The 16,920-nt window shown below is 65.2% G+C and carries 18 protein-coding genes; 11 read left to right on the top strand and 7 right to left on the bottom strand.

What is annotated here, in order from left to right; genetic code table 11:
- Positions 1-11: 11 nt before the first annotated feature.
- A complete protein-coding gene (gene hemC, locus EI171_RS36235) occupies positions 12-992 on the top strand; it encodes a hydroxymethylbilane synthase (protein WP_161536137.1) in 981 nt (326 codons plus the stop codon).
- Between the two features lie 188 nt (positions 993-1,180).
- On the opposite strand, the gene hemE is transcribed toward hemC, so the two are convergent.
- Positions 1,181-2,215, bottom strand: coding sequence for a uroporphyrinogen decarboxylase (gene hemE / locus EI171_RS36230; protein WP_161536136.1), 1,035 nt, complete (start codon positions 2,213-2,215; stop codon positions 1,181-1,183).
- 106 nt (positions 2,216-2,321) lie between these two features.
- Between hemE and EI171_RS36225 the strand changes: the two genes are divergently transcribed.
- Entirely contained in the window at positions 2,322-2,537 is a 216-nt protein-coding gene (locus EI171_RS36225; protein ID WP_060912948.1) for a hypothetical protein, read from the top strand.
- Between the two features lie 172 nt (positions 2,538-2,709).
- Positions 2,710-4,614, top strand: coding sequence for a diguanylate cyclase (locus EI171_RS36220; protein WP_161536135.1), 1,905 nt, complete (start codon positions 2,710-2,712; stop codon positions 4,612-4,614).
- A gap of 23 nt (positions 4,615-4,637) precedes the next feature.
- Here EI171_RS36220 and EI171_RS36215 read toward each other — a convergent pair whose 3' ends face one another.
- Both EI171_RS36215 and EI171_RS36210 read right to left on the bottom strand, forming a co-directional pair.
- Positions 4,638-4,856 carry a SlyX family protein gene (locus EI171_RS36215; protein ID WP_011085189.1) on the bottom strand — a complete coding sequence of 73 codons (219 nt, stop codon included), beginning with the start codon at positions 4,854-4,856 and terminating at the stop codon, positions 4,638-4,640.
- Complete coding sequence (locus EI171_RS36210) at positions 4,846-5,613, bottom strand: rhodanese-related sulfurtransferase (RefSeq protein WP_161536134.1); 768 nt, start codon at positions 5,611-5,613, stop codon at positions 4,846-4,848. The genes EI171_RS36215 and EI171_RS36210 overlap by 11 nt, the downstream gene beginning before the upstream one ends.
- A 198-nt stretch (positions 5,614-5,811) precedes the next feature.
- Here EI171_RS36210 and ggt point away from each other — a divergent pair, with 198 nt between their 5' ends.
- Both ggt and EI171_RS36200 read left to right on the top strand, forming a co-directional pair.
- A complete protein-coding gene (gene ggt, locus EI171_RS36205; RefSeq protein WP_161536133.1) occupies positions 5,812-7,398 on the top strand; it encodes a gamma-glutamyltransferase in 1,587 nt (528 codons plus the stop codon).
- Positions 7,399-7,482: 84 nt separating this feature from the next.
- Positions 7,483-7,947, top strand: coding sequence for an FKBP-type peptidyl-prolyl cis-trans isomerase (locus EI171_RS36200; RefSeq protein WP_011085192.1), 465 nt, complete (start codon positions 7,483-7,485; stop codon positions 7,945-7,947).
- A gap of 150 nt (positions 7,948-8,097) precedes the next feature.
- Here EI171_RS36200 and EI171_RS36195 read toward each other — a convergent pair whose 3' ends face one another.
- On the bottom strand, positions 8,098-8,316 hold the full coding sequence (locus EI171_RS36195; RefSeq protein WP_161536132.1) for a CsbD family protein: 219 nt from the start codon (positions 8,314-8,316) through the stop codon (positions 8,098-8,100).
- A gap of 126 nt (positions 8,317-8,442) precedes the next feature.
- On the opposite strand from EI171_RS36195, the gene EI171_RS36190 reads away from it, so the two are divergent.
- The 3 genes from EI171_RS36190 to EI171_RS36180 all read left to right on the top strand — a co-directional run bounded on the left by EI171_RS36190 (position 8,443) and on the right by EI171_RS36180 (position 10,048).
- Positions 8,443-8,955 (top strand): cupin domain-containing protein, encoded by a 513-nt coding sequence (locus EI171_RS36190; protein ID WP_011085194.1) that lies wholly within the window; start codon positions 8,443-8,445, stop codon positions 8,953-8,955.
- A gap of 131 nt (positions 8,956-9,086) precedes the next feature.
- The gene (locus EI171_RS36185; RefSeq protein WP_028175078.1) at positions 9,087-9,515 is read left to right on the top strand and encodes a VOC family protein; all 429 of its coding nucleotides are present in this window, start codon (positions 9,087-9,089) and stop codon (positions 9,513-9,515) included.
- A 44-nt stretch (positions 9,516-9,559) separates the two neighbouring features.
- Positions 9,560-10,048, top strand: a complete 489-nt coding sequence (locus EI171_RS36180) for a VOC family protein (protein WP_011085196.1) — start codon at positions 9,560-9,562, stop codon at positions 10,046-10,048.
- Positions 10,049-10,186: 138 nt separating this feature from the next.
- Here EI171_RS36180 and EI171_RS36175 read toward each other — a convergent pair whose 3' ends face one another.
- Both EI171_RS36175 and EI171_RS36170 read right to left on the bottom strand, forming a co-directional pair.
- Positions 10,187-11,329, bottom strand: coding sequence for a hypothetical protein (locus tag EI171_RS36175; protein WP_161536131.1), 1,143 nt, complete (start codon positions 11,327-11,329; stop codon positions 10,187-10,189).
- 2 nt (positions 11,330-11,331) lie between these two features.
- A complete protein-coding gene (locus EI171_RS36170) occupies positions 11,332-12,033 on the bottom strand; it encodes a FecR domain-containing protein (protein WP_038967380.1) in 702 nt (233 codons plus the stop codon).
- A gap of 51 nt (positions 12,034-12,084) precedes the next feature.
- On the opposite strand from EI171_RS36170, the gene EI171_RS36165 reads away from it, so the two are divergent.
- Both EI171_RS36165 and EI171_RS36160 read left to right on the top strand, forming a co-directional pair.
- The gene (locus EI171_RS36165; RefSeq protein WP_161536130.1) at positions 12,085-13,515 is read left to right on the top strand and encodes a phospholipid carrier-dependent glycosyltransferase; all 1,431 of its coding nucleotides are present in this window, start codon (positions 12,085-12,087) and stop codon (positions 13,513-13,515) included.
- A gap of 65 nt (positions 13,516-13,580) precedes the next feature.
- Entirely contained in the window at positions 13,581-14,375 is a 795-nt protein-coding gene (locus EI171_RS36160) for an ATP-binding protein (protein ID WP_246740335.1), read from the top strand.
- 171 nt (positions 14,376-14,546) lie between these two features.
- Here the strand turns inward: EI171_RS36160 and EI171_RS36155 are convergent, their stop codons facing one another.
- Positions 14,547-15,188 carry an OmpA family protein gene (locus EI171_RS36155; RefSeq protein ID WP_011085204.1) on the bottom strand — a complete coding sequence of 214 codons (642 nt, stop codon included), beginning with the start codon at positions 15,186-15,188 and terminating at the stop codon, positions 14,547-14,549.
- A 323-nt stretch (positions 15,189-15,511) separates the two neighbouring features.
- Between EI171_RS36155 and EI171_RS36150 the strand changes: the two genes are divergently transcribed.
- Positions 15,512-16,900: a caspase family protein gene (locus EI171_RS36150; RefSeq protein ID WP_038967381.1), complete on the top strand. Its 1,389-nt coding sequence runs from the start codon at positions 15,512-15,514 to the stop codon at positions 16,898-16,900.
- Positions 16,901-16,920: the final 20 nt, after the last annotated feature.

Here is a 16,920-nt window from a genome sequence, read left to right as displayed (position 1 = left end):
GAGCAGACAGTTTGGCTACGCGACTGAAGATCGGCACACGCAAGAGCGCGATGGCGCTGGCACAGACGGAAGAGATCGCGCGCCGCCTGACCGCCGCCGTGCCCGGTCTCGACGTCGAGATCGTCAAGTTCGACACCACGGGCGATCTCGACCAGACCAGCAAGCTGTTGCCGCATGGCGGCAAGGGCGGCGCCTTCGTGGCGCAGATCCGCGCCGCCGTCCTGTCGGGTGAGCTCCAGGCGGCGATGCATTCGCTGAAGGACATGCCGGGCAACGAGGACACGCCCGGCCTCGTCATCGGCGCCACGCTGTCACGCGATCCGCCAAGCGATGCGCTGGTGCTGCGCGACGGCGTGACGCTGGAGGCGCTGCGCCAGTCGCGCGGCAAGGGTTTTAAAATTGGCACCAATGCCGTCCGCCGGGGCGCCTATGCGCGGCGGTTGTTCCCCGATGTAGAAGTGATCCACTTCCGTGGGGCTGCTGACACGCGCGTGCGAAAGCTCGACAATGGCGAGAAGCAGCGCCTGCCGGATGGCGGCGCGGTGGGGCCGGCGGATGCGCTAATCATGGCGCGCTCGGGCCTTGATCGCGTTGGTCTGGCGAGCCGCATTGCCTACGAGTTTACGCCGGCGGAGATGTTGCCGGCGGCGGGGCAGGGCATCGTCGCCGTCGAATGCGCCGCGCAGGACTGGCAAACGCGAAAAATCCTGTCATCGATCGACGATCCCTCTGCACACGCCTCTGCCGATGCCGAGCGCGAAGTGCTGTGGGTGCTCAACGGTCACTGCAATTCGCCGGTGGCGGGCTTCTCGACCATCGTAGGCGGTCAGATGTCGCTCACCGCATCCGTGCTCGACCTCTCCGGCAACACCATCATCGAAGCCTCGCGCACAGGCCCCGCCAACCGGCCGCGTGAGCTTGGCCGTGCGGTGGGACTTGAACTGCTGGGGAAGGGCGCTGCCGAGATCATCGAGCGCAGCCGGCCGCGCTAGCCTGCTGCTAAACGATCGTCGGTGCGATCATGTAATTCTGCGCCTGTCTTGCCCGACGAGTCAAACGTGACCGCGGCAGGGCTCAGAACCATGCCGACCGAAATTCTCCAATGATTTGTACTGTGCATCTACTGTGCATGGGGTTGTTTTCGCGTTTTTTGTTTCCGCCCCTTCGGGGGCGGGACTTGTCACCCCCGCACGCGCTTCAGCATCTGCTCGACATGGGCGATCGGCGTTTCCGGCTGGATGCCGTGACCGAGATTGAAGATGAAGCGCCCTTGCGCAAAGTTCGCGAGCACGTTGTCGATCGCGCGGTCGAGCGCGGCCCCACCCGTGATCAGCACCAGCGGATCGAGATTGCCCTGCACGGCGACGCGTGATTGCACGCGCTCGCGGATGAAGGCCGGCTCCGCGGTCCAGTCGATGCTGACGCCGTTGACGCCGGTCGCCTCGACATAACCAGGCAATTGCGCGCCGGCGCCGCGGGGAAAGCCGATGATCTTCGCGTCCGGCACTTTTGCGCGCACGCCCTCGACGATGCGCCGCGTCGGCTCGACCGACCAGCGCGCGAACTCGGCGGGCGGCAGCACTCCGGCCCAGGTGTCGAAGATCTGCAAGGCATTGGCACCGGCTGCGAGCTGCGCCAGCAGATACTCGATCGAGTTGTCGACCAGCACGTCGATGATTTTCGCGAACGCGTCCGGATGCCGGTACGCCATCATCCGCGCCGGGGCTTGGTCGGGCGTGCCGTGGCCCGCGACCATGTAGGTCGCCACCGTCCACGGCGCGCCACAGAAGCCGATCAGCGCGGTCTTGGGATCGAGTGCGCCGCGCACGATCTTCAGCGCATCGAACACCGGCGCGAGCTTGCCGAAGTCGGCGCGCGGGGCGAGCGTGGCGACCTTCGCAGGATCATCCAGCGGCTCGAGCCGCGGGCCTTCGCCGACCTCGAAGCGCACGGAGCGGCCGAGCGCGTAGGGGATCACCAGGATGTCCGAGAAGATGATCGCCGCATCGAAGCCGAATCTCCGGATCGGTTGCAGCGTGACCTCGGCCGCAAGTTCCGGGTTGAAGCAGAGATCGAGGAAGCCGCCGGCCTTCGCCCGCACCTCGCGATATTCGGGCAAATAGCGGCCGGCCTGGCGCATCATCCACATCGGCGGGATGGCTTGGCGCTGGCCGGAGAGCACGTCGATGAAGGGCTTTGTCGCTGACTGGGGCACGAAGGATCCTGAGCAAGGTTACGGCTCCTGATACACCGCCGCGGCCTTCAGCGGAACAGGGGAACAAGCGCAATTGGGCCGCGTTGACCAACCAATGGAGGAGATCATGGTTGAGTCATTCAATCCCGCGCCGCACGACAAGCACGCCGACGATCTGCATGAGGCACTCGTCGCCGATCGCCATGCCAAGCTCGATACCGGGCTCAAGGACAGCTTCCCGGCGTCCGATCCCGTGAGTGTCGCCCAGCCGACACCCTCGAAGGCCGATGCAGACGCGGACAATCCCTCGCTCTGGGACAAGGTTAAGGCCATCTTCAGCTAGCAGGAGGGGCGCCGGATTCCGATAGGTTCGCTAATACCCTGTTAGCGATGCGCTGATCCTTGCGTCCGTAGGACTACGGGAAAGCGCAGGTATCACGGTGTATTTCGGCAGTCATTTCAGAGTTCAATAACAGAAGCGGCAGAGTTTCCGAACGATCGGAGAATTCTGCCGCATGAGCGCTGCTACCCAACGAGCCGGATGGAGCCGCCTGCCGCTACGCGCGGCGGCGTTTGTCGTGCTGACCTGCGCGACCATCCTCGGCGTCAGCGCCTGGCGTGAATGGGCCGCTCGCGACGCGGTGCTCAAGGGCGCCGAGACCGAGATGGCGAACGTTGCGCGCTCGCTGACGCAGCATGCCGAGGACAGCCTCGATCTGCTCGATTCCGGCGTCGTCGGCGTCGTCAGCCGGCTGGAGATGGACGGCACCGACCCTGCCACGATCGCCAAGCTCAGAAACCTCATGGAGGTGCGCAAGAAGGCGACGGAGCGCGTGCACAGCTTCGCCATCATCGACGACCATGGCAACTGGCTGACCTCGCCCGGCACGATCGGCTCGACGCTCAGCGACGACGCGTTCTTCCGCCATCACCAGCTCTCCCCGAAACGAGAGGCCCATCTCGGCCGTCCCGTGAAGAGCCTGCTCGATGGCGAATGGGTCCTCACCCTGTCGCGCCGCTTCAACAAGCCGGACGGCAGCTTTGGCGGCGTGGTGCTCGCGACCATCAGCTCCGGATATCTGTCGCATTTCTACGAGCAGTTCGAGATCGGCCGCAACAGCTCCGTGGCGCTGACGCATGGCGACGGCCTGATCGTCGCGCGCTACCCGAGCAACGAGAAATTCGTCGGACGCAGCGTCGCCGACAAGCCGCTGTTCCGCAACCCGAGCCTGCAACGGCCGAGCGGCGCCTATCACTTCAAGTCGCCGCTGGACGGCGCCGAACGCGTCAGCTTCTTCAAGCGCTCTGGCCGCTATCCGTTCTTCCTGCTCGCGACCGTCGACAAGGACCAACTGCTGGCGCCCTGGCGCGCCGCCGCGATTTCCCGCATGCTGTATGTGCTCGCGCTGGTCATGTTGATCGCGATCATCGGCGCGGTGCTGGTGCGGCAGTTGCAGCGGGGCCAGCGCATGGCGGCGGCCCTGGTCGAGAAGGAAGCACATTTCCGCCTGCTCGCAGAAGGCTCCAGCGACATGGTGACCCGTATCGGGCTCGACGAGCGGCTGCGCTATGTCTCTCCCTCGTCGGTCCGCGTCGTCGGCTGGCGGGCCAGCCAGCTGATCGGAACGCCCGCGCTCGCGGGCGTTCAAGCGGACGACCTGCCGCAGGTCCAGGCCCTCGTCGATGCCATGAAGCGCGGCGAGAAGGACGAGGTGCGCGTCACCTATCGCAACTCGCACCGGCAGAAGGGCGAAGTCTGGCTCGAATCGACCATGCGGGTGACACGCAAGGACAACGGCAACGTCGACGGCGTGGTCGCGATCTCGCGCGACATCACCGAGCAGAAGACGCTGGAAACCAGGCTCGAGACGCTCGCGACCGAGGACAGCCTCACCGGGCTTGCCAACCGCCGCTGCTTCGACGACCGTCTGAACGACGAATGGGCGCGTGCCTATCGCGACCGCTCCAGCCTCGCCCTGCTCATGATCGACGTGGATCATTTCAAGGCCTACAACGACGAATATGGCCATCCCGCGGGCGACGCCTGCCTGCGCGTGGTCGCAAAGATCCTAGCGGCCGAGATGCACCGCGCCGGCGATCTGGCTGCGCGCTACGGCGGCGAGGAATTCGCCATGCTGCTCCCCAATACCGATGCGGCCGGCTGCGCCCGGATCGGCGAGCGGATCCGCGAGGCCATTCACCAGGCAGGCCTCGTCCACGCCTCGAGCCCGATTTCGGCATCTGTGACCGTCTCGCTTGGCGGCGCGACCTGCCGGCCGTCGTTCGAGCGCACCGCAGGGTCCGCTTCGCTGGTGGAGGCCGCCGACCGCGCGCTCTACGCCGCCAAGGATATGGGCCGTGACCGGCTGATGATGTCGGGCGAGGTCATGAACCTGCTGCCCAAAGCGTCCGGTCAGTAAAGGCCGTCCGGCAGCAATATCGCTCAATAATGCGGCGGGCGCTCGTTGGCGGGGCCCGGCGCATTCGTCTCGGCCTCCTGCAGCCGCTCACTGAGCTGCGCGATCTGCCGCGTCAGCGCGTCGATCTGCTTCCACTGCGCGGTGATGGTCTGGTTCAGCGTCTCGATCGTGTCGTCCTGATAGGCGAGGCGTGTCTCCAGCGTGTCGATGCGCTCGCTCAGCGTCTTGATCTCATTGGTCACGTGTTGCGTCCTTGTCCCGTTCCCGCAGTCCGTGGCCGAGCGCGACGCGCTCGTCGAACACGAAGCATTCGCCGCGCCAGCGGCTCTGCGCTTCCGGCACTTCTTCCAGATATTTCAGGATGCCGCCCTTGAGGTGATAGACCTCGGCAAAGCCGCGCGCGAGCAGGTGCGCGCTCGCCTTCTCGCAGCGGATGCCTCCGGTGCAGAACATCGCGATCCTGCGGTGTTTTGCCGGATCGAGCCGTTCCGCGGCAAAGTCCTTGAACTGGCCAAAGCTCTTGATACCGGGATCGACCGCGCCCTCGAACGTGCCCATCGCCACCTCGAAGGCGTTGCGGGTGTCCAGCACCAGCGTGTCCGGCGCCGCGATCAGCGCGTTCCAGGCGGCGGCATCGACATAGGTGCCGACCTGCCGGGTCGGATCGGCAGCCGCGTCCCCGAGCGTGACGATCTCCTTCTTCAGCCGCACCTTGAGCCGGCCGAACGGCATCGCCTCGGCGGTCGAGAATTTCAGCTCGAGATTGTCCAGCCGGCCGCCGAACATGACGCCATGGGCGAGTTCATGAGCGAAGGTGTCGATGGCGTCAGGTGCGCCGGCGATCGTGCCGTTGATGCCCTCCTGCGCCAGCAGCACGCTCCCCTTCAGCGCCAGGCCAGCGCAGAACGCGCGCAGCGGCTCGCGCAGCTCGCGGTAATCGGGCAGGTCGGCGAACTGGTAGAAGGCGGCGACCTTGGTGACCGAATTCTTGTCAGACATGGGGCTCGTTTAGCAGGCGGCCGGCGCCCAGAAAACCCGCATGGCCGGAGCTTGCAAAAGGTCTATACGCCCAGCGGATGGCAGCCATTTCCCTGGCATGCCAGCATTGCCCCGGCGGGCGGGAATGTGTCATGTAAGCCCGGTTTTTCCGAGAGGGCGCGCCGTGCGCGTGCACGGCCCAAGAGAGCAAGAATTCGCATGAGAAACTTCCATTTCCCCGGCAGGTCCACGGTTCACGCCACCAACGCGATGGTGGCGACCTCGCATCCGCAGGCCTCGCTGGCCGCGATCGAGGTGCTACGCGAGGGCGGCACGGCAGTGGACGCGGCTGTGGCCGGCTCGGCCGTGCTCGGCGTGATCGAGCCGCAATCGACCGGCATCGGCGGCGACTGCTTCGCGCTGATCCAGCCGCGCGGTGAAGGCAAGATCATCGCCTATAACGGCTCCGGCCGGGCACCGAAGGCGGCGAATGCCGACTGGTATCTCGAGCGCAAGATCACGTCCGTGCCGCTGACCTCGGCGCACGCGGTCTCGATCCCCGGCGTGATCGACGCCTTCGCGACCGTGCTGCGCGATCACGGCAAGTTCGGCTTCGACCGCCTGCTCCAGCCCGCGATCAAGGCGGCCGAGGAAGGCTACGTCGTCGCCCCCCGCATCGCGTTCGATTGGAAGAACCAGTTCGAGAAGCTGAAGGGCGGCACCAACACCGTGCGTTACCTGTTGCCGGGCGGCAAGCCGCCGGTGGCCGGCGATATCATCCGCCAGGCCGAGCTCGGCAAGACGCTGCGCGCGATCGCCAAGGACGGCCGCGACGCCTTCTACAAGGGCGCGATCGCGGAAGACATGGTCGAGACCCTGCGCGGCATCGGCGGCCTGCACACGCTCGACGATTTCGCCGCGCATACCACCGAAGTGACGACGCCGATCGGCACCATGTACAAGGGCTACGACGTCTGGCAGTGCCCGCCGAACGGCCCGGGCGTTACCGCGCTTCTGATGCTCAACATCCTGTCGCGCTTCGACCTGACCAAGTATGCGCCCGTCAGCGTCGAGCGCTTCCATCTCGAGGCTGAAGCCGCGCGCATCGCCTACATGAACCGCGAGATGCATGTCGCCTCGCCCGACCACATGAAGATCAACGTCGCAGAGATGCTCGAAAAGGGCTTTGCCGACGAGTACATCAGCAAGATCCGCATGGACGGCATGCTCGACCTGCCGAACGTCGCGCCGCCGATGAACCCCTCGACCATCTACATCACGGTCGTGGACAAGGAACGCAACGTCTGCTCGTTCATCAATTCGGTCGCGCATTCCTTCGGCTCGGCGATCGTCTCGAACAAGACCGGCGTGCTGCTCCAGAACCGCGCCGGTGGCTTCCGCATCCAGCCGGGCCATCCGAACTGCATCGAGGGCGGCAAGCGCCCGCTCCACACGATCATGCCGGGCCTGCTCACCAAGGGCGGCCGTTCCACGATGCCGTTTGCGGTGATGGGCGGCCAGTACCAGCCGACCGGCCAGACCCATCTCTTGACCAACATCCTCGACTATGGCTGCGACGTGCAGGAGGCGATCGACATGCCGCGCGGCCTGCACTACGAGGGCCAGTACCAGCTCGAGGACAGCGTGCCGGCCGACATCGTCGAGGGCCTGAAGAAGCTCGGCCACAAGACCACCAGCGTGGTCGGCCCGCTTGGCGGCGCCCAGGCGATCTGGATCGACTGGGACAAGGGCACGCTCACCGGCGGTTCCGATCCGCGCAAGGACGGCTGCGCGCTCGGGTATTGATCGAGGGCCAGAGCTGCAACGTTACGGCTGGAAACTGCACCCTCGTTGCGCTAGACACCTCCCGCCTCAAACGGAAGGTGTCTTATGCAGCGTTTCCAGCGCGTGCTCCTCGCCATCATGTCGGCACTCGCGATCACCGTGATCGCAGGCGTGTCCGATTTCGTTTCCACCACGGCCTCGGCCCAGACCGCAGGAAAGACCATGACCACAGCTTCAGGCTTGCAAATCATCGACACCGCCGTCGGCACCGGCGCCTCGCCGCAGCCCGGCCAGATATGCGTGATGCACTATACCGGCTGGCTTTATGAAAACGGCCAGAAGGGCAAGAAATTCGACTCCTCGGTCGATCGCAAGGAGCCGTTCGAGTTTCCGATCGGCAAGGGCCGCGTGATCGCCGGCTGGGACGAGGGCGTCGCCTCGATGAAGGTCGGCGGCAAGCGCACGCTGATCATCCCGCCGCAGCTCGGCTATGGCGCGCGCGGCGCCGGCGGCGTGATCCCGCCGAACGCGACGCTGATGTTCGACGTGGAATTGCTCGCGGTGAAGTGACGGCGCAGCCGTCATTCCGGGGCGATGCGTAAGCATCGAACCCGGAATCTCGAGATTCCGGGTCTGGTCCTTCGGACCATCCCGGAATGACCACTCAAACAAAAAAGACCGGCCCTGCGGCCGGTCTTTTCGCTTTCAGTCTGACGCGCGTCACTCTGTCGCGCGCCTCGCCGCAGCCGCGGCGCGATCGATCGCTTCCTTCGCGGCGTCCTTGGCATCGCCCATGGCCTGCTGACCCTTGCCCTTCACCTCCTGGACTGCGCCTTCGCCCTTCAGACGGTCGGAACCGGTGGCTTCGCCGATGCCCTGCTTGGCCTTGCCGATCGCCTCGTTGGCGTTGCCTTTGATCTTGTCGGTCGTGCTACCCATGAAACTCTCCTTCCAGTTCTATCGCGGGGACAACACGGGACGACTACGAGCGTTCCTTTTTTGGTATGGCTTGATGCCGCGGCTTTGGTTAGTTTGCCGCGCACGGAACCAACAGAAAGCAAGATCATGACGGGCCATGACCACACGCATTCCCACCATGCACACGATCATGACGATCGCTGGAAACATGACGGCGTGCGCGTCATTCCCGGCAACCAGCTCGATACCAACGTGCCGTCGACGGCCGGCATGGACCGCGCGGCCGCCATCAACTTCGCACGCGTCGGTGCGCAGAAATTGTGGGCGGGCACGGTCAGCATCAAGCCCGACGCCAAGACCGGTGCACATCACCACGGCCATCTCGAAAGCGTCATCTATGTGGTGAAGGGCAAGGCGCGGATGCGCTGGGGCGAGAGCCTGCAATTCACCGCGGAGGCCGGCCCCGGCGATTTCATCTTCGTTCCGCCCTACGTGCCGCACCAGGAGATCAACGCCAGCCCCGACGAGGTGCTGGAATGCGTGCTGGTGCGCAGCGACGGCGAGGCGGTGGCGATCAATCTCGACATCGAGCCGGTCGAGAAGCCGGAGACCGTGCTGTGGATCGATCCGGTGCACCGGGACCCGAACGAGAAGAAGTAAGGCCGGCCCGGGCCTGCCGGTTCTGTGCGACAGAACTACGGCAGGCGGGCCTGAAAAAAATATCCGGAAGCCGTGTCGGATGGCCGTCTGCCCGTCCGTCCTTGGGCAGAACCCCGCCCAAGGAGCTTCCGATGCCCAAGATGATCTTCGTCAACCTGCCGGTGACCGACCTCAAGCGCGCCACGGCCTTTTATGAGGCGGTCGGCGCGGTCAGGAACCCGCAGTTCTGCGACGATACGGCGAGCTGCATGGTCTTCTCCGAGACCATTTTCGCGATGCTCCTGACCCACGACAAATTCCGCCAGTTCACACCCAAGCCGATCGCGGATGCGAAGACCTCGAACCAGGTGCTGCTCTGCCTGTCGGCCGACAGCCGCGACGAAGTCGACGCCATCGTCGGCAAGGCCGAGGTCGCGGGCGGGGTGGCCGATCCCAGCCCGAAGGATGAGTACAGCTTCATGTACGGCCGCAGCTTCGAGGATCCGGATGGCCATATGTGGGGTGTGAATTGGATGGACCTCGCGGCATTCGCCGCGCAGTCCGAGATGGCGAACGCCTGATCGAAAATCCGAGAGCATTGAAAACCTGAAGAGGAGCGTTCTCCATGTCCAAGCTCGTGCCCTGCATGTGGTTCAACGGCGATGCCGAGGAAGCCGCGAAGTTCTACGTCTCGCTCGTTCCGAATTCGGAGATCACGCACGTCCAGCGCAACGTTTCGGACGGCCCATCCGGCAAGACAGGCTCCGTGCTCGTCGTCGAGTTCACGGTGGCCGGGCAGCCCCTGGTCGCGCTCAACGGCGGCATGAAGATGGAGTACACCCACGCGATCTCGCTGATGATCCATTGCGACGACCAGGCCCAGGTCGACAGCGTCTGGAACGCCTTCATCGCCCATGGCGGCAAGGAAGAGCAGTGCGGCTGGCTCAGGGATCGCTGGGGCGTGGCCTGGCAGGTCGTGCCGAAGGTGATGTTCGAATTCCTTACGAGCCCCGACAAGGCCGCGGCCGCGCGCGCGATGCAGGCTATGATGAAGATGGTGAAGCTCGACGTCGCCGTGTTGCGTCAGGCGTTCGAGGGCAAGTCGGCGGCGTGACGGCGGCACAGGTGCCGTAGGGTGGGCAAAGGCGCTATTGCGCCGTGCCCACCATCTGTCCCCAGTTGAGAGAGGAGTGGTGGGCACGCTTGCGCTTTGCCCACCCTACGAGACCGGGCTGCGCGTACCAAGCCGCCGCTAATAATTAATCCTTAGCCCCACGCCGCCGTGGATGGTGTTCCCCACCGGCTGCGGACCCAGCGTGCCGTTCGCAAACAAGTCCACGATCCAGCCCTTCTGCACGCGGAAGCCGAGGCGGCCGCCATATTCGAACCAGCCCTGGTTGCCCATGGTCGGCACCACCATGCCGTCGCCGGTCACGGTGGCGACGATGCCGCTATGGCTGGCGAACGACTGCACCCAGCCGCCGTTGATGTTGGCCTCGATGTTGCTGCCGAAGAGATGCGTCCACTGGCCGCCGATCTTGACCAGGCTGGTGCGGTCGGTGCCGGTCGCGATCGTGGCGTCGAACGGATTGAACGCCACGGCGCTGTCCGAATAACCGGACACGCGCTGCCAGAGCTGCCAGACCTCGATCGAGGCGGCGACCTCGTCGCGCGGCGAGATGCGGCTCATCCAGCCGGCGCGGCCGTAGACGGCGTAGTTGGAGGCGTTGGTGGAGCTCGTGACGCTCACCGGGCCGAGGCTGGTGTTGTAGCTGCGGGTGTAGCGCGCCTTCTCCCACGGCGTCAGGATCGTGCCGATGTCGAAGAACGGGCGCGACGAGCCCCAATCGGTGAAATCATAGCGCAGCGCGAAGGCGCCGATCGGTGCGCTGGTGATGTTGTAGCCACCCTCGCTGTATTGCGTGTAGGCGATGCCGGCGAGCAGCGACAGATTGTTGGTCAGCTCCTTGCGGCCGTGGATGCCGGCCGAGAACGAGCCGGCCGAGCCGAACGCGCTGATGCAGTCGCTGCAATTGACCTGCTCGTTGACGCCGAGCAGCACCGTGCCGAGCACCCGGTTGGTGATCATCTGGTTGAAGCGCTGGTTGGCGAGACCGCCGATCGAGTTGCCGCTGGAGTCAGCGCCGGTCGGCGTCGGGCTCGGCGCGGGATACGGACTCGGCGACGGATACGGGCTCGGTGACGGATACGGGCTCGGGGACGGCGCCGGCGAGGGCGAATATGTCGGTGACGGGGTGGGCGTCGGTTCGCCGCACTCGGACTCGCAGGCCGCCTGCGCAGCCGCTGGACGGGCATCGAACGCGACGAGCGCAAACGCAGCCATTGCGGTCAGCACGCCGGCGAGAATGAAGAGCCTCAGATGGAGTTTCGCCATCGTCACCGTCCGCACAGCATGCCGTCGTCATGGACGGCGGGCGTGATGGTCGGCGAGGCGTTGGCATATTGGTTGACCGAGCATAGCCCGGCATTCGCGGCGCAGGTCGCGGCAAAGGTCCAGGGCGGCGTGTTGGTCTTGGTGATGCTGACCTTGCCGCCCGTCGAGGTGATGACCGCGGTATCGCCGGGCTGGGTGAGCTGCACGCACTGGAAGCTCGTCGTGCAGACGCTGGCCGCGCCGTCCTGAAGCACGACGACGGAGCGGCCGCGCTGGGACAGGATGTCGAGCGTGGTGCCGCGCACGCCGATGGTCGCGAGCGGCGTCGTGATCTTGTAGGCGGTCTTCTCGGAATGTCCGGTGACGAAGCGGAATGCGCCTGTCGTCATGCGGATCGCGACGTCGCGATAGCTGTGCTCGTCGTTGAAGACGGTGCGGTCGAGCTTCAGCGTGGCGCTGGGACCGAGCGACAGATTGGTGCTGTCGGCCATGACGAAGCGCGCCGCGCTGTCGGCGCCGGTGCGCACGGTCTCGTCGCGCAGCATGCTGTCTCCGACGCTGATCGGCGTCGTGGTCGCGGCGACGCGCACCACCTCGTTCTGGATCACGACGGCTTCGCCGACGCGCGTCTGCGCCTGCGCGCAAGGCGCCGCGCACACTACGGCCGACAACAGAGAGAGGAAAAGCCAGAAACGCAAATTCATTTCGCAACCGATCGATGTGTCCCTGATCGTACCGGATCGCGCGCGCTTGCGATGTGGCGAAATTATCACAAGCGGCGCGGGACATGCGCTATGCTTAGTGACAGTTGCGGCAGAATGCGTTCAATGAAAAGCGTCATCCATAGTTTTCTCCGCGGTGAAGCAGATTTGCCACGCAAAACATCCCCACAAAAGCCGCTTGAATTGCCTGCGGTTCCGAAGATGTCGCGGAGCGCAGTGATTGCTGTCGCAATTTTCCTGATGGCGCATCTGGCGCTGCTGATCGGTCTTACCGCGCCGGAGAAGTTCGTCTTCGACGAGGTGCATTACGTCCCGGCGGCGCGGCAGATGCTTGCGCCGGTGATGTCGCAGCCGATGCTCAATCCGATGCATCCGCCGCTGGCCAAGGAGCTGATCGCCGCGTCGATTGCGACGTTCGGCGATAACGCGCTCGGCTGGCGCTATCCGGCGACCTTGTTCGGCGCGCTTGCGATCGTCGCGATCTATCTGTGCGGCCTCGCGCTGTTTGCCGCGCAAGGGCCCGCGGTCGCCGCGGCGCTGATCGCGGCCTTCAACCAGATGCTCTACGTGCAGGCGCGCATCGCGATGCTCGACATCTTCGCGCTCGGCTTCGGACTGCTCGCGACCGCCGCCTTCATGCATGGCTTTCGCAGGGAACGGCCGCATGCGCTGTTCGCGCTCGCGGGCAGCCTGTTCGGCTGTGCTGCGGCCTGCAAATGGAGCGGCCTGTTTCCGCTCGGCATCTGCATCGTCATCGTCGCGGTGATCCGCCTGATGCAGGGCTGGCGCACGCTGTTCGCCGACGCAAGGCCGGACGATTGGTATCGGCCCGACCTCTGGCCCGACTTCAGGGCGCCGCATGTCGCGCTCTGCTTCGCGGTGCTGCCGGCGATGACATATCTCGCCGCTTTCATTCCGCTCTATGGATTGTCGCTGCCCGATCTGATCGAGGCGCAGCGCCGGATCTTTGCCGACAACACCACCACTGCGATCGCCGGCCACACCTACATGAGTTCGTGGCCATCCTGGCCGCTGCTCGCCCGCCCGGTGTGGTTCCTGTTCGACAAGACGGCGGAGGACAGCGTGTCGGCGATCGTCTTCCTCGGCAACCCGCTGGTGCTGTGGCCGGCGCTGGCCGCGCTCGCGATCGTGCTGCGCGACGTCATCGTTGCGCGCCGCTGGGACGCGTTCCTGATCGCGGCGTTCTATTTCGGCCCGTGGCTCGCCTGGGCGCTGCTGCCGCGCACGCTGGGTTTCATCTACTATTATCTGCCGGCCGCAACCGCGGTGTCGCTTGCGCTGGTCTATGTGCTGCGCCGGAACGGCCTGCCGCGCTGGCTGCTGTGGGCCTATGTCGGCCTCGCCGCGATCGGATTTGCGATCATGCTGCCGATCTCCGCAGTCTTCATCGGAACGTCGATGCAGGGCTTCAACCGGCTGATGCTGTTCCAGAGCTGGATCTAGTGCCCGCTCGCGTGCAGAGGCCCCGGTAGAATTCTCTTGCGCTGCGGCAGGCCTTCGCCGATCCGGTGCAGCTCGAATCGGCGATCCTCAACCTCGCGCTCAACGCTCAGGACGCGATGGTATCAGGCGGGCGCCTGACCATCTCGACGGCGAACGCATCGCTCGATGTGGGCGATCACAACACGCATCCCGACGTCGGGCCGGGCGAGTATATCGTGATTGCCGTGACCGACACCGGTTCCGGCATGCCGAGGCGGGTGCTGGAGCGGGCGTTCGAGCCCTTCTTCACCACCAAGGAGGTCGGCAAGGGCAGTGGGCTCGGGCTCAGCATGGTCTACGGCTTCGTCAAGCAATCCAACGGCCATGTCACGATCTACAGCGAGCCGGGCCTGGGGACGACCGTGCGGATCTATCTTCCGGCCGTGCTGGCGAAGACGCAGAGCGCGCCGCTGGCGGTCGAGAAGGAGGCGGTGCAGAGCGGCTCCGAAACCGTGCTGGTGGTCGAGGACGATCCGTTCGTCCGCTCCTATGCGGTGATGAGCCTGGAGAGCCTGGGCTACAGGGTGATCTCCGCGGTCGACGGCAAGGAGGCGCTCCAGACGCTCGCCGCAGCGCCGCACATCGACCTGCTGTTCACCGATGTCGTGATGCCCGGAGGCGTGAACGGCTGGGAGCTTGCAGGGCTCGCGCGCAAGGCAAGGCCCGAGATGCGCGTGCTGCTGACGTCGGGTTACGCCCTCGAAACACTGGCGGCGAACGGTCACGTCCAGCAGGGCGCCCCGATCCTTGAAAAGCCTTACCGCAAGGCGGAGCTTGCGCGCTTGGTGCGGGAGGCACTCGCCGCAGCGGTGCCGGTCTGAGCCGGGGTCCGCCTGCCGCGCGGGCGGCGGGCGGTGGGTCGGCACTACAGCGCGATGAGATTGAAATGAATCGTCATCGCGCTGTAGTTCATTGTCTGAGCATGGTCTTTTCGGAAAGCCGCTGCGCACTTTGCGCTAGCGCGGCCCTCCGGGTCCGGATCACGCTCTGGATCATTTCGACGCGGTCTTGGTGTCCATGTTGACGACCTGGACGCGGCGATTGATCGGGTCGGCGCCGTTGGCGGTATCCTTCAGCTTGGTCTTGCCGTAGCCGACGGTGACGAGATCGGTGCCGTTGAGGCCGTAGTTCTGCACCAGGTACTTCTTGATGGTGTCGGCCCGACGTTCGGAGAGCCCTTGGTTGTACTCTTCGCCGCCGATCGCGTCGGTGTGTCCGGCGACCACGAAGGTCGAGCCCTTCAGCGCCGGGTCGGAGAGCGCCTTGCCGAGCGCCTGCACCGACGGCACCGACGTCTTGGCGATGTCGGCCGAGTTGTAGTCGAACTGGATCTCCAGATCGATCTTCGGCTTGGTCGCAGCCAACTCGGCGATCTGCTCGCGTTCGCCGGTCGAGAGCGACCGGGTCGAGCGGTTGCGCACGGTGTTCAGGAACGTCGCTTCCTTGGCCTGCACCGCCGGATCGGCCTGCGGACCGGCGGAGAGGCCGCGGGTCACCGGCTTCGGCTTCAACGCATCCAGGATCTTGTCGGAAGAGATGTTGTTGTCGCCGGCCAGTGCCAGGCCCGCCGTCATTGACAGCGCGGCCGTGAGCGTAATCGCCTTCAGTGCAAAAAACTTATCAAAACGGGTCATTGTGTATCCTCGCTGTTACGCCTGATGACGATTTGATGCTGCGAGCATAGGGCAGGTTCAAAGGCCCCGATGTGATCCTGGTCACGGTGGCTGCAGGAGCCTGCGGGCTCATCCCAGCGCATTTTGCGCCGTTTCGGAGTGCGCGACCGGGCTGCTTTGCTTCCGGAGGGAAGGTCAGGCTCGGCAGGCCAGCAATTATCGTCGCGTCTTCTTTGAGGCCGGTTCGATCCTTCACGACCCAAACGTGATCTAAATCACATTTCTCTTCCGTGGAAGAGATCACACTGGGGGCGTCGGTGGTTCTTGATCTCTGGAGAAAGACCATGCGTTTCTTGATCGCGGCAGTGTCCTTCGCAGCCTTCGTCTTCAGCGGTAACGCGGCGTTCGCCGACAAGCGCGTTGCCTTCGTGGTCGGCAACGCCGCCTACAAGAATGTCCCACAGCTTCCAAACCCCGCGATCGACGCCAGGTCGATGGCACGGGTGCTGCGCAATGTCGGCTTCGACGTGGTCGAGGGCAGCAACCTCAGCCGCGACGCCATGACGGCGAAGCTGCTCGAGTTCGGCAAGAAGAGCGAAGGCGCCGATGTGGCGCTTTTCTTTTATGCCGGCCACGGCATCGCTGTGAACGGCACCAATTACCTGCTGCCTGTCGACGCCGACCTCAAATCCGAGATGGACGTCAAGCTGGGCGCTGCCATCAACGTCGATCTGACGCTGGAGCAGACCATGGCGGATGCCAAGGTGAAGCTGGTGTTCCTCGATGCCTGCCGCGACAATCCCTTCGCCGCAAAGATCCGCTCGGCCAGGGCGACGCGGTCGGTCAATGTCGCGAGCGGCCTTGCCGAGATGAAGTCGGGCGAGGGCACGCTGATCGCGTTCGCAACCGGCCCCGGCCAGACCGCGCTCGACGGCGAAGCCGGCACCAACAGCCCGTTCACCCGCGCGCTTCTCGCCAATATCGCCCAGCCCGGCATCGAGATCCAGCAAGCGATGACCAGGGTCCGGGCCCAGGTCAACGACGAGACCAACAAGGCGCAGCTGCCTTGGGGCCACACCAATCTCACCGGCACGGTCTATCTCAATCCGGCGGCCATGGCAGCGCCCGATGCCGCAGCGTCGGCATCCGTCGTCGCGCAGGCCGGCGAGGTCGAGCTCGAGTTCTGGCGCTCGATCAAGGACACCAACAAGGTCGAGGAGCTCAACGCCTACCTCACCAACTATCCGAACGGCACCTTCAAGCCGCTGGCGCTCGCCCGCATTGCCGCGCTCCAGGACGGCCCCTCGACGACGACGCGCAACCTCACTGCCGGCGTCGATCCCGCGACCTTCACGGATACGGCCGACCAGGTCTCCGAAGACCAGATCGGTCTCGACAAGAACCAGCGCCGCGACGTGCAGCGCCGCCTCACCGGCCTCGGCTTCGACGTCAGGGCGACCGGCAAGTTCGACGAGGAGACCCGCACCGTGATCAAGCGCTGGCAGGCGGCGCGCGGCTATCCCACGACCGGCTATCTCAACAAGCTTCAGCACAAGGCGATGCAGTCCGAGATCGTCTCTGCCCGCGTTACCGCCTCCGACGAGTCCGAGGACGAACTCGCCCGTCGCCGCGCGTCCGGTGGTGGCGGCCGCCGTGCTCACGGCGGTGGCGGTGGCATGGGCGGGCCGGGCGGCTTGTTCGGCCACATGATGGGCGGCCTGTTCCGGCGGTAGTTCGGCGAACGGCGATGCGT

This window comes from Bradyrhizobium sp. LCT2, assembly GCF_009931255.1.
In the GTDB taxonomy this organism is placed as follows: Bacteria; Pseudomonadota; Alphaproteobacteria; order Rhizobiales; family Xanthobacteraceae; genus Bradyrhizobium; species Bradyrhizobium diazoefficiens.
This window is presented reverse-complemented; position numbering and strand designations above follow the sequence as displayed.